The organism is Cupriavidus sp. KB_39 (genome assembly GCF_052114485.1).
Taxonomy (GTDB): Bacteria; Pseudomonadota; Gammaproteobacteria; order Burkholderiales; family Burkholderiaceae; genus Cupriavidus.
In genome coordinates this window covers 79798-104736 of record NZ_JBFREV010000007.1, presented here as the reverse complement: position 1 = coordinate 104736, position 24939 = coordinate 79798, and the positions used below count along the sequence as shown (strand labels likewise).

The following is a 24939-nucleotide window of genomic DNA, read 5'->3' as shown; positions in this document are numbered from 1 at the left end:
GCGGGTCCGGTCAGGTCGGGTTGGATCGATTGGGGGCTTATTCCAGGAGGTCGGGCTGCTCGCGCACGATGCGCGCGTACAGCGGCTGGAACTGGAACCAGCCCGCCTGTGCGGTACCGACGATGGAGTATGCCTGCCGCGCCGCTGCCTCGCCAATCATCTTGAGCGGGGCGTTGGTRCGCGCCGMCGCRGCCTCCGCCAGSAGYTGCACCTGGCACGARCGCTCCATCGTGATGAACCACCACGCGGCYTCGTCCACGGTCTTGCCGACGGTCAGCAGGCCGTGGTTCTGGAGGATGGCGGCCTTGTTGTCGCCCAGCGCGTTGGCAATGCGCTGGCCTTCGTCGAGTTCCACCACCACGCCGCCGAAGTCGTCATACAGCGCGTGGTCGTCGTAGAAGGCGCAGACGTCCTGGGTSAGCGGATCGAGCTTGCGGCCCAGCGTGGACCACGCGCGGCCATGGGTGCTGTGCGAGTGCGCCGCCGCCACGGCGTCCGGCCGGGTCCCGTGCACGCGCGAGTGGATGGCGAACGCCGCCGCGTTGACCGGGTAGTCGCCCTCCACCACGTTGCCGTGGTGGTCGCAGCGGATCAGGTTCGACACCGTCACCTGGCTGAAATGGACGCCGAACGGGTTGACCCAGAAGGTGTCCTCGAACTCGGGGTCGCGCGCGGTGATATGGCCAGCCACGCCTTCATCGAATCCGAATTTCGAGAACAGCCGGAACGCCGCCGCCAGCCGCTGCTTGCGGTGCAGCCGCTCCTGCGCCGGGGTGTCGAACTTGGGCGGGCGCGGCAGGTTGCGGTAGCGGGCCTTGACCTCCTCGGACAGGCCCTCGGCCATGTCGTCGGGGCGGGGTGCGGATTGCGGGGCGTTCATGGGGTGTCTCCCTCTATATGTATACGTTTAGCGTCAGACCAGCTTCACGAGCTGCTTGCCGAAGTTCTTGCCCTTCAGCAGGCCGATAAAGGCTTCCGGCGCGCTGGCCAGCCCTTCGGCAATGCTCTCGCGGAACTTGATCTTGCCTTGGGCGACGTAGGTGCCCAGTTCCTTGAGCGCCTGCGGCCAGACGTCCATGTGCTCGGAGACGATAAAGCCCTCGATGCGTGCACGCGATACAAGGATCGCCCGCGGATTGCGGATCGGCATGTCCTGGCCGTCGTAGCCGGCGATCAGGCCGCACACCGCCACGCGCGCGAAGGCGTTCAGGCGGGCCAGCACCACGTCGAGGATGTCGCCGCCCACGTTCTCGAAGTAACCGTCGATGCCGTCCGGGGTGACTTCCTTGACCATCGCATAGAGTTCCTTGGCGTCCTTGGCGGCCTTGTAGTCCACGCAGGCGTCGAAGCCGAGTTCCTTGACCACGTAGTCGCACTTGTCCTTGCCACCGGCCACGCCGATCACGCGGCAGCCGGCCAGCTTGGCCAACTGGCCCACCACGCTGCCCACCGCGCCGGACGCGGCGCTGACCACGATGGTCTCGCCCGCCTTCGGCGCGATGATCTTGTTCAGGCCGTACCAGGCGGTCACGCCGGGCATGCCCACCGAGCCGAGGTAGGCCGACAGCGGGATATGCGTGGTGTCGACCTTCTGGATGCCGCCGCCATCGGTCACGCCGTATTCCTGCCAGCCGAACATGCCGACGACCTTGTCGCCCACGTTCCACTTCGGATTCTTGCTCGCCGCCACCTCGCCCACGGTGCCGCCGATCATCACCTCGCCCAGCGGCTGCGGGTTGGCGTACGACTTGCCCTCGCTCATGCGGCCGCGCATGTACGGGTCCAGCGACAAATAGTGGTTGCGCACGAGCACCTGGCCATCGGCCAGTTCCGGCACGGGCGCCTGCTCCAGCCGGAAGTTGTCGGGCGTGACGGCGGCCTCGGGGCGCGATGCCAGGACGATGCGCTGATAGGTTTGCTTCGACATGATGGGTTCCTTCGCTCGGTCAGGAGATACGTTCGGAAAAATACGAGAAAACGCGGCGCGGCRYTCAGCCGTCCGCGCCGGAGTCAGGCGAGCCGGGCTTGCGCTGGGGCGGCTTGCGCTTGATGTACTTGAAGGTGCCKGAGGCCTTGGAGACGATGGCGCCGGCCTCATCGACGATCTCGCCCTCGCAGAACACCATGGTCGAGGTGCGATGCACGGCCAGYCCGCGCGCGCGCAGCTTGCCGCGCCCCGGCGCCATAAAGCTGGTTTTCATCTCGATGGTGACCACGCCCCGGCCATCGGTGTCCATCGAACGGCCGGCGACGGCCATCGCCACGTCCAGCAGCGTCATCAGCACGCCGCCGTGGGCCATGTCCCAGCTGTTCTGGTGGCGTTCGCGCAGGTCGAGTTCGATCTCGCTGCGCCCGCCCTCCATGAAGTTGCAGCGCACGCCGAGGTCGGCCAGGAACGGGATCTTGAGGTTGAAGCCGTTGTCTTGTGTCATGGCTCAGATGGGGCTCAGGTTGCGCTCAGACCGCGCTCACGCCACCGTCGACGGCCAGGATCTGGCCGGTGATGTGCTTGCCCGCCGCCGTGGCGAACAGCAGCGCGGCGCCCTTGAGGTCTTCGTCGTCGCCCAGGCGGTGCAGCGGCACGCCGGCGCACATCGCCTCCACGCCCAGCCGCTCCAGCGAGCCCTTGGTCATCTTCGACGGGAAGAAGCCCGGCGCCAGCGCGTTGACGGTGATGTTGTGCTCGCCCCACTCGGCCGCCAGCGTGCGCGTGAAGTTGACCACGGCGCCCTTGGAAGTGTTGTAGGCAATCGTCTCCATGCTGCCCGGCGGGTTGCCAGCCAGCCCGGCAATGGACGCCACGTTGATCACGCGGCCATGGCGGCGCGGGATCATCGACAGCTTGCCCACGCGCTGCGTCAGCAGGAACAGGCCGCGGATGTTCAGGTTCATCACCTTGTCCCACGCTTCCACGGGGTGGTCTTCGGCCGGGGCGCCCCAGGTGGCGCCGGCGTTGTTGACCAGGATGTCGATGTGGCCGAGCCGGGCCAGCGACTCATCGGCCAGCCGCGCGATTTCGTCATCACGCGCGCCATCGGCGGCGATCCAGTCGGCCTCGATGCCGCGCGACTGCAAATGCGCCTGCGCGGCCTGCAGCTCGTCGGCCTTGCGGGCGGACAGCACGATGCGCGCGCCCTGCTCGCCCAGCGCCTCGGCAATCTGCAGCCCGAGCCCGCGCGAGCCGCCGGTGATCAGCGCGGTCTGGCCCTTGAGGTCGAACAGTTGCTGGATGGTRTGCATGCTTGTCTCCTTGTTTTCTTRTGGATGCGGGCGYGCMGGGGGTCAGAACCAGGCGTCCTGCATGTCCAGCGTCGTACGGTCCAGCGTGGCCAGCAGGTCGAGCTGCGGGTACACCTTCGGCAGCTCGAAGCGGAAGAAGAACGCCGCCGCCGCCAGCTTGCCGCGATAGAAATCGGCGTCTTCGCCTTGTGCCTGCGGCAGCGCGGCTTGTGCCACCAGCGCCTGCTCCAGCCAGATCCACGCCACCACCACGTGGCCGAACGCCTCCAGATAGACCGAGGCATTGGCGAGCGTGACGTTGGGGTCCCCTGCGGACCACAGCGTGGCGGTGACTTCCGCCAGCCGCTGCGACGCCTTGCCGAGCGCGGCGGCCTGCGCCGCCAGCGTCTTGTCGCCCGTGGCGACCGCACGCTCGCACGTGGCGCGCAGGCGCTCGCCGACCAGCCGGAGCGCGGCGCCGTCCTGCATCACGACCTTGCGGCCCAGCAGGTCCAGCCCCTGAATGCCGTGGGTGCCTTCGTGGATCGGGTTCAGGCGGTTATCGCGATAGAACTGTTCGACGTTGTACTCGCGCGTGTAGCCGTAGCCGCCATGCACCTGGATGGCGAGGTTGTTCGCCTCCAGACACCATTGCGACGGCCAGCTCTTGGCGATCGGGGTCAGGATGTCGAGCAGCAGGGACAGTTCACGGTGCCGCTCGGCCTCGCCGGCAGCCTTGGCCGCGTGTTCCTCGTCCACCAGCCGCGCGCAGTACAGGTTCAGCGCCAGGCCGCCTTCGACATAGCTCTTCTGCGCCAGCAGCATGCGGCGGATGTCGGCATGCTCGACCAGCTTCACCTGCGGGCTCGCCGGGTCCTTGCCGCCCGGGCCGACCGGCCGGCCCTGCGGACGGTTGCGCGCGTAGTCCAGCGCATGGAGGTAGCCGGTGTAGCCCAGCGTCACCGCGCCCAGACCCACGCCGATGCGGGCCTCGTTCATCATGTGGAACATGCAGGCCAGGCCCTTGTGGGGCTCGCCCACGAGGTAGCCGATGGCGCCAGCCTTGCCGTCCGGGCGATATTTCATGCCTTCGCCGAAGTTCAGCAGGCAGTTGGTGGTGCCGCGATAGCCCATCTTGTGGTTCAGGCCGGCCAGCACCACGTCGTTATGCTCGCCGAGCGAGCCGTCGCCATTGACGAGGAACTTCGGCACGATGAACAGCGAGATGCCCTTGACGCCCGGGATCAGCTTGCCGTCCGGGCCGGGAATCTTGGCCAGCACGAGGTGGACGATGTTGTCCGACAACTCGTGCTCGCCGGCCGAGATCCACATCTTGTTCCCGCGCAGCCGGTATTGCTGGCCGAGCGGCGATTCGCCTTCGTAGTCGGCCCGCGTGGTGATGTCCGACAGCGACGAGCCCGCCTGCGGCTCCGACAGGCACATCGTGCCGAAGAAGCGGCCTTCGAGTTCGGGGCGAACAAARGTGTCGATCTGCGCCGCCGTGCCGTGGGTGAGCAGCAGGTTGGCGTTGCCGATGGTCAGGAACGGATACGAACTCGTGCCGACGTTGGCCGCCTTGAAGTACGCGAACGCGGCCTTCTCGAGCGTGACCGGCAGCTGCATGCCGCCGTACTCGTAGTCCTGCCCGGCGGCCATCAGGCCGGCGTCGCAGAAGGCGCGCAGCGCGGTGCTGACTTCGGGAATGATGGTGACCGTCTCGCCATCGAAGTGCGGCTCGTTGGCATCGCTCTTCTTGTTGTGCGGCGCGAACAGGTCCGTGGCGATCTTCTCGCAGGTGTCCAGCGCGGCGTCGAAGGTCTCGCGCGAGTGGTCGGCGTAACGGGGAATCTGGGTGAGGTCCTCCGCCTTGAGCCACTCATAGAGCACAAAATTGAGGTCACGGCGGGAAAGAATCAGCGACATGGAATGCGAGGCTCCGGGCTGAGGGGATGAGGGATGTTGCTCCCCTCTCCCGCTTGCGGGAGAGGGGTTGGGGGAGAGGGCGGGAATGTCTCGATGCGATAGCGCATGTTGAACCGCCTGCCCTCTCCCCCGCCCCTCTCCCAGAGGGAGAGGGGAGACAACCATCAAGCGGGAGAAGACTTACAGCACTTCGAACAGCCCGGCAGCGCCCTGGCCGCCGCCGATGCACATCGTCACGACCACGTACTTCACGCCACGGCGCTTGCCTTCGATCAGCGCATGGCCGACCAGGCGGGCGCCGGAGACGCCGTACGGGTGGCCCACGGCGATGGCGCCGCCGTTCACGTTCAGGCGGTCCATCGGAATGCCGAGGGTGTCGGCGCAGTAGAGCACCTGCACCGCGAAGGCCTCGTTCAGCTCCCACAGGCCGATGTCGTCCACCTTCAAGCCGGCCTTCTTCAGCAGCTTGGGCACCGCGAACACCGGGCCGATGCCCATTTCGTCAGGCTCGCAGCCGGCCACGGCAAAGCCGCGGAACACGCCCAGCGGCTGCAGGCCGCGGGCGGCCGCCACGCTCGCGTTCATCACCACCACTGCCGAGGCGCCGTCGGAGAACTGCGAGGCATTGCCGGCCGTGACCACGCCGCCGGGCATGGCGGTGCGGATCTTCGACACGCCTTCCAGCGTGGTGTCGGCGCGGATGCCCTCGTCGGCGTCGATCGTCACTTCCTTGGTCATCAGCTGGCCGGTAGCCTTGTCGGCCACGCCTGCGAGGACCGTCATCGGCACGATCTCGTCCTTGAACTTGCCGGCTTCCAGCGCGGCGGCGGCACGTTGCTGGCTGCGCACGCCGTATTCGTCCTGGCGCTCCTTCGAGATGTTGTAGCGCTTGGCCACGTTCTCGGCGGTCTGGAGCATGCTCCAGTAGATTTCCGGCTTGTTCTTGTTGAGCCAGCTTTCCTGGATCATGTGGCGGTTCATCTCCTGCTGTACGCACGAGATGGACTCCACGCCGCCGGCCACGAAGATGTCGCCTTCATCGGCAATCACGCGCTGTGCGGCCATGGCGATGGTTTGCAGGCCGGACGAGCAGAAGCGGTTCACGGTGGCGCCGGGCACGGTCACCGGGCAGCCGGCGCGCAGGGCGATCTGGCGCGCGATGTTGGCACCGGTGGCGCCTTCCGGGTTGGCACAGCCCATCAGCACGTCTTCCACTTCACCCGCCTCGATCTTGGCGCGCGCGATGGCGTGCTGGACCGCGTGACCGCCCAGGGTCGCGCCGTGGGTCATGTTGAATGCGCCCTTCCAGCTCTTGGCCAGCCCGGTGCGGGCCGTGGATACGATGACTGCCTCGTTCATGTCTTGCTCCTCGGTATCTTGGTGTCTCTTGCGAGTTATTCAGTGTGTTCAGCGTGGGGCGGCGGGATGGCCTTCCAGGACCTGGGCCGACGTCGCCCGGACCACGCCGGCGGCGGTCATGTCCGCCCAGGCCTGTTCCAGCGAGCCGTTCAGGTCGATGGCGCGGCAGGCGTCCTCGATCACCACGACCTCGAAGCCGGCGGCGCGCGCATCGAGCGCGCTCCAGGCCACGCAGTAGTCCGTGGCCAGCCCGGCGCAGAAGACGCGGGTGACGCCATGCTCCCGCAGGTAGCCGGCCAGCCCGGTGCGGGTGGTGCGGTCGGCCTCCAGGAACGCGGAATAGCTGTCCACGTCCGCATGATGGCCCTTGCGCAGCACCAGCCTTGCGTGCGGGATACACAGGTCCGCATGCAGCGCGGCGCCCGGGGTCTCCTGCACGCAATGGTCCGGCCAGAGCACCTGCTCGCCATAGGCCAGCGTGGTGGTCTGGAACGGCGCGCGGCCGGCGTGGCTGGTGGCGAACGACGCATGCCCGGCGGGATGCCAGTCCTGCGTCATCACCACATGGCCGAACGCCCGCGCCAGCCGGTTGATGACGGGCACCACTTCATCGCCACGGGGCACGGCCAGCGCGCCATCGGGCATGAAGTCGTTCTGCACGTCGATCACCAGCAGGCAGTCCTGCGCGCCGTAGGTCATGGTCGAATCCGCTTCCTCACGCTATCTACTATCTATATCGGTGGCGGGTCAGCCGTTGAAGCCCTTGCCCTCGTCGGCCAGCTTCGTCAGCAGTGCGGCCGGCTTCCAGGCTTCGCCGTGATAACCCTTGGCGTAGCGCTGCATGGCCTGGACCACGTTGAACAGGCCAACCTGGTCCGCGTACAGCATCGGGCCGCCGCGGAACAGCGGGAAGCCGTAGCCAGTCAGGTAGACCATGTCGATGTCGGACGCCTTCGAGGCAATGCCTTCGTCCAGGATCTTGGCGCCCTCGTTGACCAGCGCGAACACCAGGCGCTCCACGATCTCCTCGTCGGAAATCTTGCGGCGCGTGAGTCCGAGCGCCTTCGAGTGCTCGACGATCATGTCGTTGACCTGCTGGTTCGGGTACGGCTTGCGGTCGCCCGGCTTGTAGTCGTACCAGCCGGCGCCGGTCTTCTGGCCGAAGCGGCCCAGCTCGCAGAGCTTGTCGGCGGTCTTCGAGTACTGAATGTCCGGCTTGTCCACGGCACGGCGCTTGCGGATGGCCCAGCCGATGTCGTTGCCGGCCAGGTCGCCCATGCGGAACGGGCCCATGGCGAAACCGAACTTCTCGATGGCCTTGTCCACCTGCTCGGGCAGCGCGCCTTCGTCCAGCAGATAGCCAGCCTGGCGGCTGTACTGCTCGATCATGCGGTTGCCGATGAAGCCGTCGCAGACGCCGGACACCACGGCAGTCTTCTTGATCTTCTTGGCGATCTGCATCACCGTGGCSAGCACGTCCTTGCCGGTTTCCGCGCCACGCACCACTTCCAGCAGCTTCATGACGTTGGCCGGGCTGAAGAAGTGCATGCCGACTACGTCCTGCGGACGCTTGGTGAACGAGGCGATCTTGTTCACATCGAGCGTGGAGGTGTTGGAGGCCAGGATCGCGCCGGGCTTCATCACTTCGTCCAGCTTCTTGAACACGATTTCCTTGACGCCCATTTCCTCGAACACGGCCTCGATGACCATGTCGGCGTCCTTGATGTCGTCATAGGACAGCGTGGTGTTCAGCAGGCCCATGCGCTGCTCGACCTTCTCCTGCGTGAGCTTGCCCTTCTTGGCGCTGTTCTCGTAGTTCTTGCGGATCGTGGTCACGCCACGGTCCAGCGCTTCCTGCTTGGTTTCCAGCATGGTCACCGGAATGCCTGCGTTCAGGAAGTTCATGGTGATGCCGCCGCCCATGGTGCCGGCGCCGATCACGGCCACGCGCTCGACCTTGCGCACCGGCGTGTCGCTGGACACATCGGGAATCTTGCTGGCGGCGCGCTCGCCGAAGAAGGCATGGCGCAGCGCGCGCGATTCCGGCGTGCCGACCAGGTACATGAAGCCTTCGCGCTCGGCCTTCAGGCCCTGCTCGAACGGCTTGAGCGAGGCGGCCACGGCCTCCACGCACTTCAGCGGCGCCGGGAAGTTCTTGGCTACGGCGGCCACGGTGGTCTTGGCGAAGGCCAGGAAGCCCTCGGCGTTCTCGTGGCGCACCTTCAGGTCGCGCACCTTCGGGTACGGGCCGGGGGCCGCGCCAACGTTCTGGGCGAACTTGATGGCGGCGGGCAGCACGTCACCGTCGACGATTTCATCGAACAGCTTCGAACCCGCAAACTTCTCGGACGGGATGGCCGTGCCCGAGACGATCATGTTCAGCGCATGCTCCAGGCCGATCACGCGYGGCAGGCGCTGCGTGCCACCGGCGCCGGGCAGCAGGCCCAGCTTCACTTCCGGCAGCGCGATCTGCGCGCCCTTGGCGGCCACGCGGTAGTTACAGCCCAGCGCCAGTTCCAGCCCGCCGCCCATGGCGACCGAGTGRATCGCGGCCACRACCGGCTTGGCGGAGGCTTCCACGGCGCGGATCACCGAATGCAGCGTCGGCTCCTGCGTGGCCTTCGGCGTGTTGAATTCGCGGATGTCGGCGCCGCCCGAGAAAGCCTTGCCGGCGCCGGTGATGACGACGGCCTTGACGGCCGCATCGTCCAGCGCACGGGTCAAGCCTTCGACGATGCCCAGCCGGGTGCTGTGACCCAGGCCGTTGACGGGGGGATTGTCGAGCGTGATGACGGCAACGCCGTCCTGAACCTGATACTGCGCTGTCATGCTGGTTCCTTTGGTCTTTGGTTGTCTCGGGATTCGAATTCTCGAATTTTTGTTACGGCCGGGGCCTTGCGCGGCGGTGTCGTGAAATGTCTCCTCACCCCGCAATCCCTTGCTCCACGGGCTGTCGGGCCCGAAAGCGGATCAAGCATACACAAAATAGCACGGTCGTTCAATTTCAATTTTCTGCGATGGATTCCCTGTCATGCGCGGGCTTCATGGCCGCTCCATCCGGCGTTCATGGTGAGCCTCGAAGCGGGCCGAAACCCTCAGGGGGAACCCGTAGGGAATCGGCCCGCTTGATGCCCGTCATGGCGGCGGAGGCACTTTTCAACCACCCTGCGGCCCGGGTTCGACTTTATTTGACGCCGCCCTCCAATCCACTAAAAAGGACAGGTTAGACTCGCGCCTTTTCGTTTTTATGGGTATGGCGTCCCCGCGCGCCCCGGCCGGCTTACGAGGCCGCCGGTATTCCCTGACGTTGCAGCGACCCTGTGTCTACCTGATGTCTTCCACTCACTCGCATCCCCATCCGCATCAACATCCCGTCGTCGAGCACGACGACCTGCGCCGCCAGCTCAAGGCACGCCACCTGACCATGATCGCCCTCGGCGGGGCCATCGGCACGGGGCTGTTCGTGGCCTCCGGCGCCTCGATCGCCCAGTCCGGCCCCGGCGGCGCCCTGCTCGCCTACTGCCTGATCGGCCTGATGGTCTATTGCCTGATGACCAGCCTCGGCGAACTGGCCGTGCACATGCCCGTGGCCGGCTCGTTTGTCACCTATAGCGCGGTCTATGTCGAGGAAGGCTTCGGCTTCGCGCTGGGCTGGAACTACTGGTTCAGCCTGGCCGTGACGATTGCGGTGGAACTGACCGCCGCCCARCTCGTCATGCAGTACTGGTTCCCGGACGTGCCGGGCGTGGCCTGGAGCGCCAGCTTCCTGGCACTGATGTTCGCGCTCAACGCGTTCTCGGTGCGCGGCTTCGGCGAGGCCGAATACTGGTTCGCGCTGATCAAGGTGGTCACGGTGGTGGTGTTYCTCGGTGTGGGCGTGCTGATGATTGTCGGCATCATGCACGGCGGGCCGCAGTCGGGCTGGCACAACTTCACCATGGGCGAGGCGCCGTTCGTCGGCGGGCTGCCGGGGATGTTCGCGGTGGCGATGATCGCCGGGTTCTCGTTCCAGGGCACCGAGACCGTGGGCGTGGCCGCCGGCGAAGCCACCGACCCGGCCCGCACGCTGCCGCGCGCCATCCGGCAGACGTTCTGGCGCATCCTGCTGTTCTATGTGCTGGCGATCCTGATCATCGGCGTGCTGATTCCCTACACCGACCMGAGCCTGCTCCGCAACGACGTGACCGACGTGGGCGTGAGCCCGTTCGCGCTGGTCTTCCGCCACGCCGGGCTGGCCTTCGCGGCGGGGCTGATGAACGCGGTGGTGCTGACGGCGCTGCTGTCGGCGGGCACCTCGAGCATGTATGTCTCCACCCGCATCCTGTACGGCCTGGCCGTCAGCGGCCGCGCCCCGCGCATGTTCGCCCGGCTGACGCCGAGCGGCGTGCCGTTCAACGCGCTGCTGATCACCACCGGCATCGGCGCGCTGTGCTTCTTCAGTTCACTGTTTGGCGACAAGGCGGTGTACCTGTGGCTGCTCAATACCTCGGCCATGACCGGCTTCTTCGCCTGGCTCGGCATCGCCCTGAGCCACTACCGCTTCCGGCGCGGGCTGGTCTACCAGGGCTACAGCGTGAGCGACCTCGCATACCGGTCCCCCCTCTACCCCTTCGGCCCGATCTTCGCCGGCGTGCTGTGTGTGGTCATCGTGGCCGGCCAGAACTACCAGGCATTCGCCGATATTGCCAACCGCTGGCCAGAGATCCTGGCGACCTATATCGGCGTGCCGATGTTCCTGGCCCTGTGGATCGGCTACCGGATCGTCAAAAAGACCCGGCTGATCGACTATGAGGACATGCCGTTCGACCTGCCGAAGGCAACGAAGCGGTAAGGGTGTTGAGGTTTGAGACAGTATGCGGGCAATTGATCCCGCGCAAGGCGGGCAGCGGTCGGATAGGTAGGCTGGGCGTTCACCTTTGAGTGGAGGCCCATATGGACGCCAGAGACATCGCCAGGGAAGTCGACGCGAGCCAGGATCTGGCAACCGAGCTCCGCGAACTGGCGGGCCGCCGCTTGGGGATTGCCGCCGCCGCTGGCAACGATACTGAATCGATCGTTCGCATGCTCGGACTTGCCGAGACCATACGTCGCATGGAGTCCCGTCGAGCGACGTTGCACTTCAACGGCACACGTCTCATTTGGGTTGAGAATGGCGCGCACCAGTCGTGGCATGCTGTCTCGGGCGCGCCCGGACATACAGACAAGGAACATCAGGCAACCCGGCATCTGGGGCCCATTCCCGAAGGCCACTACAGTGCAAGGCAAGACCGCCTGCAGCGGTGGGAAAACTACTCCTGGTCCGATCGACGACGGTGCATCATCCGCGCCTTCGGCATCGTGAAGGGAAGTGGAACCTGGCCGGGCTGCGTCATGTCCTGGGGCAAGCGCCGGGTATGGCTGGACCCACTCCCGGGCACCCGGACACATGGACGCAGCGATTTCTCGATCCATGGTGGCTGGGTCGCCGGCTCGGCAGGCTGTATAGACCTGACCTCCGACATGCCTTCATTCGTTGATGCATTTCTAAAGTATGGAAAGGACATGGATGTCGTGGTTCGCTATTGAACGTGGTTGTCGCATCCTCTGGTCCGTGCTGCTGGTCGTTCTTTTCCTAAGCGTGTGSGCGGACCTCGCGACGGTCGCCGGCATTCCGCACCCTGCTGACGACAACGGCCCGCCCCTCTGGCGGATCCAGGGATTCCCCAACCTTCGCGCATACTTCGAATCGAGCGGGGAACAGATCTTCCTGCTTCTGTTCGCATTGGCTGGGCTGTGGGTCCGGCAACGCCGCCGCTGGCTAAACTGGGCATGGTCGATGCCACTGCTGTTCGGCATCGTCCTGCACGCCTATATCTATCCCTGACATGCCCTGGTCCAATATCGAACGCGGGTTGCGGATGGTCTGGTCGGGGATGTTGATGTGCCACCTCCTGGCCCTTGCGCTCCAATGCCTGTTGGCGGCAGCCAATGTCCTCGAAGGCCCGCAGGCCACCTATCCCGTGTATGGGCCGATCTGGGAGTCGGAGGGGTTTCAGGACCCGCTCGCCCATCTTTACCGTCAGGGACTGACTGCCTGCTACTGGCTGTTCGCCCTCGCTGGGCTCTGGATCCGCCAGCGGTCAATATGGCTGAACTGGGCATGGTCGCTGCCCTGGCTCGTAACGACGCTGATCGGACTGTTCACCGGAGGTTGGCCGGTATAGTGCCCCTCGATCACTGATCACTGGATTGGTGATCGAGAGACGTCCACACCGGCGCGCCCCCGCCCTTTCGTTGACTTACGACGCCAGGTTCGGCGGCAGCTTGCCGCCGTTCGCGGCCAGCTCCGTCATGACCTTCTTGTGCAGCCAGATGTTCATGGCGGCGGAGTCGTTCATGTCACCGGTGTAGTTCAGCTCCTTCGCCAGTTCCTTGCGGTGTTCCAGGCTGCTGTCGATGCCGAGCGCCTTCATGGTGTCGACAATCGACGTCCGCCAGTTCAGTTGTTGCCCCGACTCGGTGACGGCCTTGTCCATGACCGCTTCCACATCGACGGCCGACAGCGGCTTTGCAGCGCCACCCGCGGCGCTCGCGCCGGCCGGGACGGTTGCGCCGGGGCTGGCCGGATTGGGGCTCGCGRCAGGCGAGGTCGTGCCGGGCGTGGCGGTTGCCGTGCCGGCCGGCGACTGGGCSGGCTGGGACCGGTGCAGCAGCTTGTTCAGAATGTCCTTGAAGATGCTCATGGCGCCTCCTGCGCAACGTTCGTTGTAGCGAACCCGTCCCGCAAGTTCCGTTCCCATCGTCGCACCACGCCACGCACGGCGCTTGAGCCGCCAACTGCCGCCATCGTTACAACGCGCGAGCGGAACGGTCGGGCGAYTCTGCAACGCCACCCYATCCCTCGCCACGCCCGGCGGCGTCCCGCACTGGCACGCATCGTGCGCCCCGGTTCCTTATTGATCGACGAACGATCGACGAACTCCAAGGAACCGACGATGAAGAACCCCTGGCTGAAGAAAAACCCCATGCTGAGCATGTGGCTGAGCGGCGCCAACGCCGTAGCGGGCGCCGCCCGAGGCCGCGCGACCGCCGAAGCCAAACGCCAGGCCGCGTTGGCAACGTCCAGCATGATGAAAACCACGACTGATGCCTGGCTGGCCGCCCTCACCCCGGCTGCGCCTACTAAGAAGCGTGCCAAGACAAAGAGCCGCCCGGGCGCGGGGCGGCGGAAGTAACCCTCAAACCTCCAGCCACTCCTTCCGCACCTGTCCATTCGCCTTCAGTTCGGTCGGCGTGCCCTCGAACACGATGTGGCCGTGGCCCATGACGTACACCCGTTGGGAGATATCGAGCGCGATCGCCAGTTTCTGTTCGATCAGCAGCACCGACACGCCGCGCTCCTTCAGCGTCTTCAGGAAATCGCCGACCAGCGCCACGATCATGGGCGCGAGGCCTTCGGTGGGTTCGTCGATCAGGATCAGGTCGGGGTCGCCCATCAGGGTGCGGCACAGCGTCAGCATCTGCTGTTCGCCGCCCGAGAGCACGCCGGCTGACGTGTTCTCGCGCTCCTTCAGCCTTGGGAACATTTGATACATATCGTCCACCGACCAGCGCGGCGATGACTGGCGCGGGTTGCGCTTCTCGCCCAGCAGCAGGTTCTGGCGCACGGTCAGGCTTGGGAAGATGTCGCGGTTCTCCGGCACATAGCCGATGCCCGCATGGGCGATCTCGAACGTGCGGCGGCCCAGGATTTCCTCGTCGCGGAAGCGCACGGACCCCTCGGCCTTGACCATGCCGAGGATCGCCTTGGCCATGGTCGAGCGTCCCACCCCGTTGCGGCCCAGCAGCGCCACGATCTCGCCCTCGTCGATATGGGCGTCCACGCCGTGCAGGATGTGGCTCTTGCCGTAATAGGCGTGCAGCCCGGTAACGTCCAGCATCCGCTTGCCCATCAGTGCGCTCCTTCCGGCACGGGTTCGTCGAGGCTCGTGCCCAGGTAGGCTTCCTTGACCTTGCGGTTGTTGCGGATGGCCTCGGGGGTGTCCGTGGCGATGACCTCGCCGTAGACCAGCACCGAGATCCGGTCCGCCAGGCCGAAGACCACGCTCATGTCGTGCTCCACCATCACCAGCGTCTTGCCGACCGTGACCTTGCGGATCAGTTCGACCGCGTGGTCCGATTCCGACCGGCTCATGCCGGCCGTGGGCTCGTCCAGCAGGATCACCTCGGCGCCGCCCGCGATGGTGATGCCGATCTCCAGCGCGCGCTGCTCGGCATAGGTCAGCAGCCCGGCCTGCGAATTGCGCCGATGCTGCATGCCGATCAGCTCCAGCACCTCGTCTGCCCGCTCGCGGGCGTCGCGCAGTTCGGAGAGCCGGTGCCAGAACGAATACTTGTAGCCGAGCGACCACAGCACCGCGCAGCGCAGGTTCTCGAACACGGACAGCCGGTGGAAGATATTGGTGATCTGGAAGCTGCGTGAGAGCCCCATCCGGTTGATCTCGAACGGCCGCAGCCCGCTGATGGGCTGGCCGTTCAGCCTGACCGTGCCCGAGCTAGGCGCAAACCGCCCCGAGATCAGGTTGAACGTGGTGGACTTGCCCGCCCCGTTCGGCCCGATCATCGCGTGGCGCTCTCCCTTGCCGATGGCCAGCGTCACGCCACGGATGATCTCGGTCTGGCCGAACTTCTTGCGCACATCGATGAGTTCCAGCGCGGGCGTGCCCCCGCCTGTCATGGCCGCCGTCATGCCTGACCTCCGAATTCCGCCTGGATCTTGTCGAGTTCGGCGCGCACGCGGCCCCCCGCCCAGCGCCACGCCACGTAGCCCACGGCCCAGAGCGCCGCCGCGAAGATCCACGGGGCCACCGTGCCGGCGTCGAACGCCACGCCGAACAGCCGCATCGCCGTGCCGTTGGCGCTATCCACCTGCACCTTGTAGACCAGCTCCACGGTCAGGATCAGCGCCGCCAGCAGCACCAGGCCGGCCACGGCCGCCTGGCCGTAGCTGGGCAGCATCCGCCCGAAGCGCTTCTTCGCCAGCAGCGGCATCTGCATCAGCAGCAGGCTGGCGATGCCGCCCGGCACGAACATCACCATCATCACGAAGAACAGGCCGAGATAGAGCAGCCAGGCCTTGGTCAGGTCCGACAGCGCCACCGCGAACAGTACGAAGACCACGGCGCCGATCACCGGACCGAAGAACACCCCCGCACCGCCGATGAAGGCCGCCAGCAGCACGCCGCCCGAGCGCACCGCGCTGACGTTCTCGGCGGAGACGATCTCGAAGTTGATCGCCGACAAGGCCCCGGCGATACCCGCGAAAAATGCCGAAAGAATCACTACGAGGAAGCGGACGCGCTGGGTGTTGTAGCCGATGAATTCGACGCGCTCCGGGTTGTCGCGCACGGCGTTGGCGATGCGGCCGAGCGGCGTCTGGGTCCAGGCGTACATCGCCACCATGGACGCCAGGCACCAGAGGGCAATCAGGTAATAGACCTGCCGGCCCGGGCCAAAGGTGATGCCCAGGAAGGGATCGCCGACCACCCGGTTCGTGGAAATGCCGCCCTCGCCGCCGAAGAAGTCCGGGAACATCAGGGAGCTGGCGAACACCATCTCACCGATGCCCATGGTGATCATGGCRAAGGTCGTGCCGGACTTCTTGGTCGTCACGTAGCCGAACAGCACGCCGAAGAACGCGCCGGCCAGCCCGCCCACCAGCGGCAGCATCGACACCGGCAGCCAGACCTTGCCGGCACCGATCATGTTCAGCACATGCACGGCGATGAACGCGCCGAGGCCCGCGTAGACCGCATGGCCGAAGGACAGCATGCCGGTCTGCCCGAGCAGCATGTTGTACGACAGCGCGAAGATAATCATGATGCCCATCTGGGACATCAGCGTCACGGCGAAGCCGCCCGTGAAGATCATCGGCATCACCAGCATCAGCAGCGCCGTGGCGCCCCAGATGATCCAGCGGGCGAGGTTGAGCGGGCGGTAGCGCATGGTGCGGCCGGTGACCACCGCGTTGGGAGTCTGTTGCATGGTCGTGGTCTCCATCGCTCAACTCTCCCGGGTGCCCATGAGCCCGCGCGGGCGGAAAATCAGCATCACCACGAGCAGCAGGTACGGCATCACGGGCGCCACCTGGGCCACCGTGAGCTTCCAGACCGAACTCAGTGGCGTGGCGTCGCTGACGTTGAGCCCCAGGCTGCCGAACAGGCCSGCCAGCGAGGCGTCGATCGTCACCGCGAAGGTTTGCAGCACGCCAATCAGRATCGAGGCGATGAACGCCCCCACCAGCGACCCCATGCCGCCCACCACAGCCACCACGAAGACGATGGAGCCCACCGCCGCCGCCATCGACGGCTCGGTCACGAAGGCATTGCCGCCGATCACCCCCGCCAGCCCCGCCAGCGCGGCGCCGCCGCCGAAGACCATCATGAACACGCGCGGCACGTTGTGGCCGAGGGCCTCGACCATTTCCGGGTGCGTCAGCGCGGCCTGGATCACCAGCCCGATGCGGGTGCGGGTCAGCACGAGGTAGATCGCCACCAGCATGCCGAGCGAGACCAGCATCATGAACGCCCGGTAGGTGGGGAAGGACGAGGTGAACACCGTGAACAGCGGCCCGTCCAGTTCCGGCGGAATCCGGTACGGCACCGCGGCCAGTCCCCAGACCAGCTTCACGCCTTCCTCGATCAGGTAGGCCAGGCCGAAGGTGAATAGCAATTCGGCGACGTGACCGAACTTGTGCACGGTGCGCAGCCCGAAGCGCTCGACCAGCGCGCCGGCTCCGGCCACCAGCAGCGGGGCCAGGATCAGCGCCGGCCAGAAGCCGATCTTGCTGGCGATGGTGTAGGCAAAGTAGGCGCCCAGCATATAGAAGCTGGCATGCGCGAAATTGAGCACGCCCATCATGCTGAAGATGAGCGTGAGCCCCGATGACAGCATGAACAGCAGCAGCCCGTAGCTGATGCCGTTCAATAGCGAAATGACGAAAAATTCCACGGCGGGTCCTTCGGTGGACGTGTGGCGCCCAGGGCAAAAGCGTGATTGTCCGCCGATCCGGGGCAGACGGAAACCCGTCCGGCCCCGGATCGCTCAGATGCCGGTCGCGGCCGGATCAGCCCGGGCGCTTCATCTGGCAGGACGTGGGCTGGGCGGCCACGAACTGGTCGAGCTCCGCGTTCGTCTTCCAGCCGTAGCCGGTGTTCTCGGCGTCGTACTTGACTTCCTTGCCGTCCACCTTGGTCCACGTGGCCACCACGAGCGRCTGCTGCGCCTGGTGGTCGGTGTTACGCATTTCCACGGTGCCGTTCATGCTCTCCACCTTGAGCCCCTCCAGCGCGTGGGCCACCTTCACCGGATCGGTGGAGTTGGCCTTCTTCATGGCCTGGCTCAGCATGGCGATGCCCGTGTACGACGCCATCACGTAGAAATCGTCGTTGTACTTCTTCTTGAAGCCCTCGATGATGTCCGAGCCCTTGAACCCCTTGTTGTTCGGGTTGTAGTAGCCCACGTACTTGACCCGCTCGGCGCCGGCAGCGCCCATGGCCGTTGCCACGCCCGTGGTGCCGGCATAGTAGGTGTAGTAGTTCGTGGTCAGCCCGGCGTCCTTGCCGGCCTTGATCAGCAGGGCCAGGTCGCTGCCCCAGTTGCCGGTGATGACCGTGTCGGCGCCCGACGCCTTGATCTTGGCCGCATACGGCGCGAAGTCCTTGACCTGCGCCAGCGGGTGCAGATCCTCGCCCACGATCTGGATGTCCGGACGTTTGCGCTTCAGGTAGTCCTTGGCGGCGCGCGTCACCTGGTGGCCGAACGAGTAGTTCTGGTTGATCAGGTAGACCTTCTTGACGTTCTGGTCCTTGGCCAGGAAGGTGGTCAGCGCCTCCATCTTCATGTCCGAGTTGGCGTCCAGCCGGAAGTGCCAGTAGTTGCACTTGCTGTTGGTCATGTCCGGGTCAACCGCCGCGTAGTTCAGGTAGACGATTTCCTTGCCCGGATTGCGCTCGTTGTGCTTGGCCACCGCGTCTTCGAGCGCCAGCCCCACCGAGGAGCCGTTGCCCTGCACGATATAGCGGATGTTCTGGTCCACGGCCTGCTTCAGGATGGTCAGGCTTTCCTGCGGCGACAGCTTGTTGTCAAACCCCACCACCTCGAACTTGTGCGCGCCGGCCCAGTTCTTCTGGTTGGCCACCTCGGCCACGTATTGCCAGCTCTTGAGCTGGTTCTGTCCCACCGGGGCCATCAGCCCCGACAGCGGATCGATGAAGGCAATCTTCACCGTCTCCGCCCCCGCCATGCCCGACACCAGCGTGGAACCCAGTGCCGCAAATACCGCCACACCAGCCACCAGCGGACGCATCTTCGTCATACCTGTCTCCTTCACTCTCGTTATCGAATGGCGATTGGCACCGCCGCGGGCGGGGTTGCCGCCTGCCTGTTGCTGCCTGTTATGGATGGGAATTGCACCCGGCCCCGGTCTACGCCGGTTGACTCAGGCGGTTGGCAGCTTGTAATCCTTGAACTGCTCGCGCAGCTTGAGCTTCTGCATCTTGCCGGTGGCCGTCAGCGGCATCTCGGTGACGAACGCCACGTCGTCCGGGATCCACCACTTGGCGACCTTGCCCTCGAAGAAGGCCAGCAGCGCTTCGCGCGTGATGTCCATGCCGGGCCGCCTGACCACCACCAGCAGCGGGCGCTCGTCCCACTTGGGGTGATAGGCGGAGATGCACGCGGCCATATGCACCGCCGGGTGGGCGGCAGCCACGTTCTCGACGTCGATGGACGAAATCCACTCGCCGCCGGACTTGATCACGTCCTTGCTGCGGTCCGTGATCTGCATGTAGCCCTCTTCGTCGATGGTCGCCACGTCCCCKGTGGGGAACCAGCCATCGACCAGCGGCGTGTTGTCGTTGCGGAAGTAGGTGGAAATCACCCACGGGCCGCGCACATACAGGTCGCCGAAGGCCTTGCCGTCCCACGGCAGCTCGGCGCCTTCGCCATCGACGATCTTCATGTCGACGCCATAGATCACCCGGCCCTGCTTCTCCAGGATCTTGTGGCGCGCGTCCTCGGGGAGGTCCTCATGGCGGGCCAGCAGCTTGCACGAGGTGCCCAGCGGCGACATCTCGGTCATGCCCCAGGCGTGGATCACCTCCACGTCCAGCGCCTCGAGCGCGCGGATCATGGCCGGCGGCGCCGCCGAACCGCCGATCACGGTGCGACGGAACGTCGAGAATTTCAGATTGTTCGCATTGACATGCTGGAGCAAACCGAGCCAGACCGTCGGCACGCCAGCGGAAAAGGTCACCTTTTCCTGTTCGAACAGTTCGTAGAGCGAGGGGCCGTCCAGCTTGGCCCCCGGCAGCACCAGCTTGGCGCCGACCAGCGGCACCGAGTACGGCAGGCCCCAGGCGTTGACGTGGAACATCGGCACGACGGGCAGGATCACGTCCCGCGCGGAGCAGCCGAGCGCATCGGGCAGCGCGGACGCATACGAGTGCAGCACCGTGGACCGGTGCGAATACAGCGCGCCCTTCGGATTGCCGGTGGTGCCCGAGGTGTAGCAGAGGCTGGAGGCCAGGTTTTCGTCGAATTCCGGCCAGGTGTAGTCGCCATCCTGCGCGTCGATCAGGTCCTCGTAGCAGAGCAGCGGCACCTTGGCGTCGGCCGGCATGTGGGCGCGGTCGGTCATCATCACCCAGCCCTTCACGTTCGGGCAGTGCGGCGCCACGCCTTCCACCAACGGCAGGAAGGTGGCGTCGAAGAACACGTAGCGGTCTTCGGCGTGATTGACGATATAGGCGATCTGTTCCGGGAACAGCCGGGGATTGATGGTGTGGCAGACGGCGCCCATGCCGGAGACGCCGTAGTAGATCTCCAGGTGGCGATAGCCGTTCCACGCCAGCGTGCCGACCCGCTCGCCCTGCTGCACGCCGAGCGCGCCAAGGGCCTGGGCCACCTTGCGGGCCCGCAGTTCGCAATCGCGGTAGGTGTAGCGGTGGAGGTCGCCCTCGGTCCGCCGCGAGACGATTTCTGTGCTGGCGTAATACCGCGCAGCGTGCTTGATGATGGARGAAATGAGCAGCGGCGCGCTCATCATTTGACCCATCAATGCCATGGAATGTCTCCAGTCTTGTCGTGGTCGGCAGAGAAAAACGAACAACCGTGCTTATTTTTGGCGGAATGTTCCCGTGCTCCTCGCCGCATGCGCGTCCACGTCATGCACGAGATTGATGTCCGCTATCGATAAGGCATGGCGCCCCGGTGGACACCCCCTCGGCCGACAGGGGAAAACCGGTGCAAGTACAATACTGCGTGCCCTGATGCGTCTCAATATGTCGTTTTCCCCTAGCCTGCAAGCGCACTTCGGCACCCCCTATTCACCTCCGCAGATCGCAAAGCAGGACGTCGATGCCCCCTGAGTCCCCCGTACCGTTCCGCACCGCGCCCGGCTTTGCCGCGCTGGGCGAGCGCTTCTTCACGCGCCTGCAGCCCACGCCGCTGCCCTCGCCCTACCTGGTCAGCGTGGCCCCGGCTGCCGCCGCGCTGCTGGGCTGGAACCCGCAGACGATCGGCGCCGAAGCCAGCCAGCCGGACTTCCTCGACACCTTTATCGGCAACCGCGTGCCTGACTGGGCCGACCCGCTGGCCACGGTCTACTCGGGCCACCAGTTCGGCGTCTGGGCCGGGCAACTGGGCGATGGCCGTGCCATCCGCCTCGCCGAGGCCGAGCGCGACGACGGCCCGTGGGAAATCCAGCTCAAGGGGGGCGGCCTGACGCCCTACTCGCGCATGGCCGATGGCCGCGCGGTGCTGCGCTCGTCGATCCGCGAATACCTGTGCTCCGAGGCCATGTACGCGCTGGGCGTGCCGACGACGCGGGCGCTGGCCATCGTCGGCTCGGACGCTCCGGTGCGCCGCGAGACCATCGAGACCGCCGCCGTGGTCACGCGCCTGGCGCCGAGCTTTATCCGCTTCGGCCATTTCGAACACTTCGCCGCGCGCGAGGACCATGCCGCGCTGCGCGAGCTGGCCGATTTCGTCATCGACCGCTTCTACCCCGCCTGCCGCGACGCCGGCGGCAACCCCTACCAGGCGCTGCTGCGCGAGGTCTCGCTGCGCACTGCGGACATGGTGGCGCACTGGCAGGCCGTCGGCTTCTGCCACGGGGTGATGAACACGGACAATATGTCGATCCTGGGCCTGACCATCGACTACGGTCCGTTCGGCTTCCTGGACGCCTTCGACGCCAACCATATTTGCAACCATTCCGACCAGCAGGGCCGCTACGCCTACAGCCAGCAGCCCCAGGTGGCGTTCTGGAACCTGCATTGCCTGGCGCAGGCGCTGCTCCCGCTCTGGCGCGATACCGATGCGGCCGATGCAGCCGATCCCGAGGCCGCCAAGGAAGCAGCGAAGGAAGCTGCAGTGGCCGCCGCGCGCGAGGCGCTCGACCCGTTCCGCGACCGCTACGCCGCCGCCTTCTTCCGCCACTATCGCGCCAAGCTGGGCCTGCGCCCGCTGGGCGGGCAGGAAAACGAGGACGAGGCGCTGCTGACCAACCTGTTCCGGGTACTGCACGCCAACCGCGTGGACTACACCTTGTTCTGGCGCAACCTCGCCCGCATCTCGGGGAAGGATGCGAACGCCGACACCCCGGTGCGCGACCTGTTCCTGGACCGCGCCGCCTGGGACGCCTGGGCGGCCGAATACCGCGCCCGGCTGCAGGCCGAGCAGTCCGACGACGCTACGCGCGCCGCCGGCATGCTCGCCGTGAACCCRAAGTACATCCTGCGCAACCACCTCGCAGAAACCGCGATCCGCGCCGCGCGCGACAAGGATTTCTCCGAGGTAGACCGGCTGCTGGCCGTGCTGTCCCGGCCATTCGACGAGCAACCCGAGTCGGAAGCCTATGCCGCCCTGCCGCCGGACTGGGCGTCCGGGCTCGAAGTCAGTTGCTCGTCGTGACATCGACATAACGTGAATTTCTGAATCTGTAAGGATTGCSGCGCGAGTCCGACCAAGCAAGACTGGGGCCCCGCGCCACCGCCTAATGAGAAGGACGCAAGATGACCACCAAGAAAACCGACGCCGAATGGCGTGAGCAACTTTCCGACATCGAGTACCGCGTCGCGCGCGAAGCCGCCACCGAGCGCCCGTTCACGGGCCGCTACTGGGACCACTGGAACCAGGGCATCTACCACTGCGTGGGGTGCGGCACGCCGCTGTTCGAATCGGCCACGAAGTTCGACGCCGGCTGCGGCTGGCCCAGCTATTTCAAGCCAATCAACGGCGAGGTAATCGACGAGCACACGGACCACACCCACGGCATGACCCGCGTGGAAGTGCGCTGCAAGGAATGCGGCAGCCACCTGGGCCACGTGTTCGAGGACGGCCCGGCCCCCACCGGCCTGCGCTATTGCATCAACTCGGCTGCGCTAAAATTCGACGATCGGGATCCTTCCGATCGCGGGTGATTCATCGAGTGATGTAATCGTTGCTTCGGATGCCCGCCGCGCGCCATTCCCCAAGTACAATGGCGCGGCCGCGGGCCTCTGCGCTCGGCAAGCCCGCCAATCAACAATCGTCCGCATGAAATTTCTTTTCGACCTGTTTCCGGTCATCCTGTTCTTCATCGCCTTCAAGCTGTTCGGCATCTATCCGGCCACGGCCGTCGCGATGATTGCCACGGTGCTCCAGATTGCCTGGGTGCGCATCCGCCATGGAAAGGTGGAGCCGATGCAATGGGTCAGCCTGCTGATCATTGGCGTGTTTGGCGGTGCAACGATCCTGTTGCACAACGAGACCTTCATCAAGTGGAAGCCGACGGTGCTCTACTGGCTGTTCGCGGTGACGCTGGTGGGCTCTGTCATCGGCTGGCGCAAGAACCTGGTGCGGGCCATGATGGAAAAGCAGGTCACCCTGCCGGACGCGATGTGGGGCCGCCTGAATGCCGCCTGGGCGGGCTTCTTCGCCGCCATGGGCCTGCTGAACCTCTACGTGGCATACACGTTCTCCACGGATACCTGGGTCAACTTCAAGCTGTTCGGCAGCATGGGGCTGATGCTGGTGTTCATCGTGCTGCAGAGCATCTGGATGTCGCGCCATATCCAGGAAACCCCGTCCGAGTAAGCCGGACGCCACGCTACAAGGAACCCGGATGGCTGCAGACCCCGCCACCATCGAGACGCTGCTGCGTGCGGCCCTCGACCCCTCCCGCCTGACCGTGCGCGACGACAGCGCGGCCCATGCCGGCCATGCCGGCGCAGCCTCGGGCGGAGGCCATTACGATGTGCTGATCGTCAGCGAGTTGTTTGCGGGCCACTCGCGGGTTGCCCGCCATCGCATGGTGTATGATGCGCTGCGCGCCCTGTTCCCGGCGCAGATTCATGCGCTGGCCGTCAGCGCCTACACCGACCAAGAATATCAATCCCGCGAAGCTTCACGCGACGCTACCCGCAACTCTCAGACCTGATTCCATGAAGACCACCGTCCTCTCGTTCAGCCTGGCGGCTGTGCTTGCTGCTGGCAGCCTGCCCGCAATCGCCCAGAACGCCGCCGTTGTGAATGGCAAGCCCATCCCCTCGGCCAAGCTGGACAAGCTGATCGCCGGCACCGGCCAGCCCGCCAGCCCCGAGCTGCGCGACCGGGCCCGCACCATGCTGATCGACCGGGAACTGCTGCTGCAGGAAGCCAACAAGCGCGGCATCACCCAGCGCGACGACGTGCAGGAGCAACTCGAGCAGGCCAAGCTCAACGTGCTGGCCGGCGCGGTGTTCGAGGACTACGTGCGCACCAACGGCGCCAACGACGACGAACTGCGCAAGCAGTACGACAAGATCAAGGCGCAGTTCGGCAACGGCAAGGAATACCACGCCCGCCACATCCTGGTGGAGAAGGAAGCCGACGCCAAGGCGATCATCGCCAAGATCAAGGGCGGCGCCAAGTTCGAGGACGTGGCCAAGGCTTCGTCGAAGGACACCGGCTCGGCTGTCAACGGCGGCGACCTGGACTGGGCCAACAGCACCAGCTACGTGCCCGAGTTCTCGGCCGCGATGACCGGCCTGAAGAAGGGCCAGATGACCGAAACGCCGGTCAAGACCCAGTTTGGCTGGCACATCATCGAACTGGTGGACACGCGCGACGCCAAGATCCCGTCGTTCGAGGAAGTGAAGCCGCAGCTGCAACAGATGCTGATGGGCGACCAGGCCTGGCAGCGCGAGCAGTTCCAGGCGATGATGAAGTCGATCAAGGAAAAGGCCAAGATCCAGTAAGGATCCCGGCGTTTCCCGATACCGAAACCGGCGCCCAGGCGCCGGTTTTTGTTTTCCGGGCGCGCTGGCGCACACTTTGGCGAGATTTCGACATTCCCCCGGCACAGTGCGCTCGGTAAGATGTTTCCCACGGGCCGCCGGGCTGTTCCGGACCGGCATCCGGCATCCTGGGAGCGCA

The 24939-nt window shown here is 65.7% G+C and carries 25 protein-coding genes; 10 read left to right on the top strand and 15 right to left on the bottom strand.

Going from position 1 to position 24939, the window contains the following annotated elements; translation table 11 throughout:
- Positions 1-37: 37 nt before the first annotated feature.
- From AB4Z27_RS07865 to AB4Z27_RS07830, 8 genes are all read right to left on the bottom strand, one after another.
- Positions 38-880 (bottom strand): class II aldolase/adducin family protein, encoded by an 843-nt coding sequence (locus AB4Z27_RS07865; RefSeq protein ID WP_441644185.1) that lies wholly within the window; start codon positions 878-880, stop codon positions 38-40.
- Between the two features lie 33 nt (positions 881-913).
- The gene (locus tag AB4Z27_RS07860) at positions 914-1927 is read right to left on the bottom strand and encodes an NADP-dependent oxidoreductase (protein ID WP_092293163.1); all 1014 of its coding nucleotides are present in this window, start codon (positions 1925-1927) and stop codon (positions 914-916) included.
- A gap of 64 nt (positions 1928-1991) precedes the next feature.
- Positions 1992-2432 (bottom strand): PaaI family thioesterase, encoded by a 441-nt coding sequence (locus tag AB4Z27_RS07855; protein ID WP_092293161.1) that lies wholly within the window; start codon positions 2430-2432, stop codon positions 1992-1994.
- Positions 2433-2457: 25 nt separating this feature from the next.
- The gene (locus AB4Z27_RS07850; RefSeq protein ID WP_092293158.1) at positions 2458-3240 is read right to left on the bottom strand and encodes an SDR family oxidoreductase; all 783 of its coding nucleotides are present in this window, start codon (positions 3238-3240) and stop codon (positions 2458-2460) included.
- Positions 3241-3282: 42 nt separating this feature from the next.
- The gene (locus AB4Z27_RS07845; RefSeq protein ID WP_441591040.1) at positions 3283-5142 is read right to left on the bottom strand and encodes an acyl-CoA dehydrogenase; all 1860 of its coding nucleotides are present in this window, start codon (positions 5140-5142) and stop codon (positions 3283-3285) included.
- 180 nt (positions 5143-5322) lie between these two features.
- Positions 5323-6501, bottom strand: coding sequence for an acetyl-CoA C-acyltransferase (locus tag AB4Z27_RS07840; protein ID WP_092293153.1), 1179 nt, complete (start codon positions 6499-6501; stop codon positions 5323-5325).
- 48 nt (positions 6502-6549) lie between these two features.
- Positions 6550-7200 (bottom strand): bifunctional nicotinamidase/pyrazinamidase, encoded by a 651-nt coding sequence (gene pncA / locus AB4Z27_RS07835; protein ID WP_441591041.1) that lies wholly within the window; start codon positions 7198-7200, stop codon positions 6550-6552.
- A 48-nt stretch (positions 7201-7248) separates the two neighbouring features.
- Entirely contained in the window at positions 7249-9330 is a 2082-nt protein-coding gene (locus tag AB4Z27_RS07830; protein WP_092293149.1) for a 3-hydroxyacyl-CoA dehydrogenase NAD-binding domain-containing protein, read from the bottom strand.
- A 502-nt stretch (positions 9331-9832) separates the two neighbouring features.
- Here AB4Z27_RS07830 and AB4Z27_RS07825 point away from each other — a divergent pair.
- The 4 genes from AB4Z27_RS07825 to AB4Z27_RS07810 all read left to right on the top strand — a co-directional run bounded on the left by AB4Z27_RS07825 (position 9833) and on the right by AB4Z27_RS07810 (position 12704).
- Positions 9833-11332 carry an amino acid permease gene (locus tag AB4Z27_RS07825; RefSeq protein WP_441644184.1) on the top strand — a complete coding sequence of 500 codons (1500 nt, stop codon included), beginning with the start codon at positions 9833-9835 and terminating at the stop codon, positions 11330-11332.
- A gap of 101 nt (positions 11333-11433) precedes the next feature.
- A complete protein-coding gene (locus AB4Z27_RS07820) occupies positions 11434-12066 on the top strand; it encodes a hypothetical protein (RefSeq protein ID WP_441591042.1) in 633 nt (210 codons plus the stop codon).
- Positions 12047-12364 (top strand): hypothetical protein, encoded by a 318-nt coding sequence (locus AB4Z27_RS07815; protein ID WP_441644183.1) that lies wholly within the window; start codon positions 12047-12049, stop codon positions 12362-12364. Before AB4Z27_RS07820 ends, AB4Z27_RS07815 begins: the two co-directional genes overlap by 20 nt.
- Before the next feature lies 1 nt (position 12365).
- Complete coding sequence (locus tag AB4Z27_RS07810) at positions 12366-12704, top strand: hypothetical protein (protein WP_092293140.1); 339 nt, start codon at positions 12366-12368, stop codon at positions 12702-12704.
- 75 nt (positions 12705-12779) lie between these two features.
- On the opposite strand, the gene AB4Z27_RS07805 is transcribed toward AB4Z27_RS07810, so the two are convergent.
- Positions 12780-13223 carry a DUF3597 domain-containing protein gene (locus tag AB4Z27_RS07805; protein WP_441644182.1) on the bottom strand — a complete coding sequence of 148 codons (444 nt, stop codon included), beginning with the start codon at positions 13221-13223 and terminating at the stop codon, positions 12780-12782.
- A 252-nt stretch (positions 13224-13475) separates the two neighbouring features.
- Here AB4Z27_RS07805 and AB4Z27_RS07800 point away from each other — a divergent pair, with 252 nt between their 5' ends.
- Complete coding sequence (locus AB4Z27_RS07800) at positions 13476-13715, top strand: hypothetical protein (RefSeq protein WP_441591044.1); 240 nt, start codon at positions 13476-13478, stop codon at positions 13713-13715.
- Between the two features lie 3 nt (positions 13716-13718).
- Here the strand turns inward: AB4Z27_RS07800 and AB4Z27_RS07795 are convergent, their stop codons facing one another.
- From AB4Z27_RS07795 to AB4Z27_RS07770, 6 genes are all read right to left on the bottom strand, one after another.
- Complete coding sequence (locus AB4Z27_RS07795) at positions 13719-14432, bottom strand: ABC transporter ATP-binding protein (protein WP_092293134.1); 714 nt, start codon at positions 14430-14432, stop codon at positions 13719-13721.
- The gene (locus tag AB4Z27_RS07790; RefSeq protein WP_369823378.1) at positions 14432-15229 is read right to left on the bottom strand and encodes an ABC transporter ATP-binding protein; all 798 of its coding nucleotides are present in this window, start codon (positions 15227-15229) and stop codon (positions 14432-14434) included. Before AB4Z27_RS07790 ends, AB4Z27_RS07795 begins: the two co-directional genes overlap by 1 nt.
- On the bottom strand, positions 15226-16539 hold the full coding sequence (locus AB4Z27_RS07785) for a branched-chain amino acid ABC transporter permease (RefSeq protein ID WP_092293132.1): 1314 nt from the start codon (positions 16537-16539) through the stop codon (positions 15226-15228). The genes AB4Z27_RS07790 and AB4Z27_RS07785 overlap by 4 nt, the downstream gene beginning before the upstream one ends.
- A gap of 3 nt (positions 16540-16542) precedes the next feature.
- Complete coding sequence (locus tag AB4Z27_RS07780; protein ID WP_092293131.1) at positions 16543-17490, bottom strand: branched-chain amino acid ABC transporter permease; 948 nt, start codon at positions 17488-17490, stop codon at positions 16543-16545.
- Between the two features lie 115 nt (positions 17491-17605).
- Positions 17606-18856, bottom strand: coding sequence for a branched-chain amino acid ABC transporter substrate-binding protein (locus tag AB4Z27_RS07775; protein WP_441644181.1), 1251 nt, complete (start codon positions 18854-18856; stop codon positions 17606-17608).
- 123 nt (positions 18857-18979) lie between these two features.
- Positions 18980-20605, bottom strand: coding sequence for a 3-(methylthio)propionyl-CoA ligase (locus AB4Z27_RS07770; RefSeq protein ID WP_092293127.1), 1626 nt, complete (start codon positions 20603-20605; stop codon positions 18980-18982).
- Positions 20606-20898: 293 nt separating this feature from the next.
- Here AB4Z27_RS07770 and AB4Z27_RS07765 point away from each other — a divergent pair, with 293 nt between their 5' ends.
- The 5 genes from AB4Z27_RS07765 (at position 20899) to AB4Z27_RS07745 (ending at position 24761) form a co-directional block, all read left to right on the top strand.
- On the top strand, positions 20899-22455 hold the full coding sequence (locus AB4Z27_RS07765) for a protein adenylyltransferase SelO (RefSeq protein WP_441644180.1): 1557 nt from the start codon (positions 20899-20901) through the stop codon (positions 22453-22455).
- 101 nt (positions 22456-22556) lie between these two features.
- A complete protein-coding gene (gene msrB, locus AB4Z27_RS07760; RefSeq protein WP_092293123.1) occupies positions 22557-22964 on the top strand; it encodes a peptide-methionine (R)-S-oxide reductase MsrB in 408 nt (135 codons plus the stop codon).
- A 115-nt stretch (positions 22965-23079) separates the two neighbouring features.
- Entirely contained in the window at positions 23080-23619 is a 540-nt protein-coding gene (locus AB4Z27_RS07755) for a septation protein A (protein ID WP_092293121.1), read from the top strand.
- Positions 23620-23647: 28 nt separating this feature from the next.
- Positions 23648-23962, top strand: coding sequence for a BolA family protein (locus tag AB4Z27_RS07750; RefSeq protein WP_092293119.1), 315 nt, complete (start codon positions 23648-23650; stop codon positions 23960-23962).
- Between the two features lie 4 nt (positions 23963-23966).
- Complete coding sequence (locus AB4Z27_RS07745; protein ID WP_092293117.1) at positions 23967-24761, top strand: peptidylprolyl isomerase; 795 nt, start codon at positions 23967-23969, stop codon at positions 24759-24761.
- Positions 24762-24939: the final 178 nt, after the last annotated feature.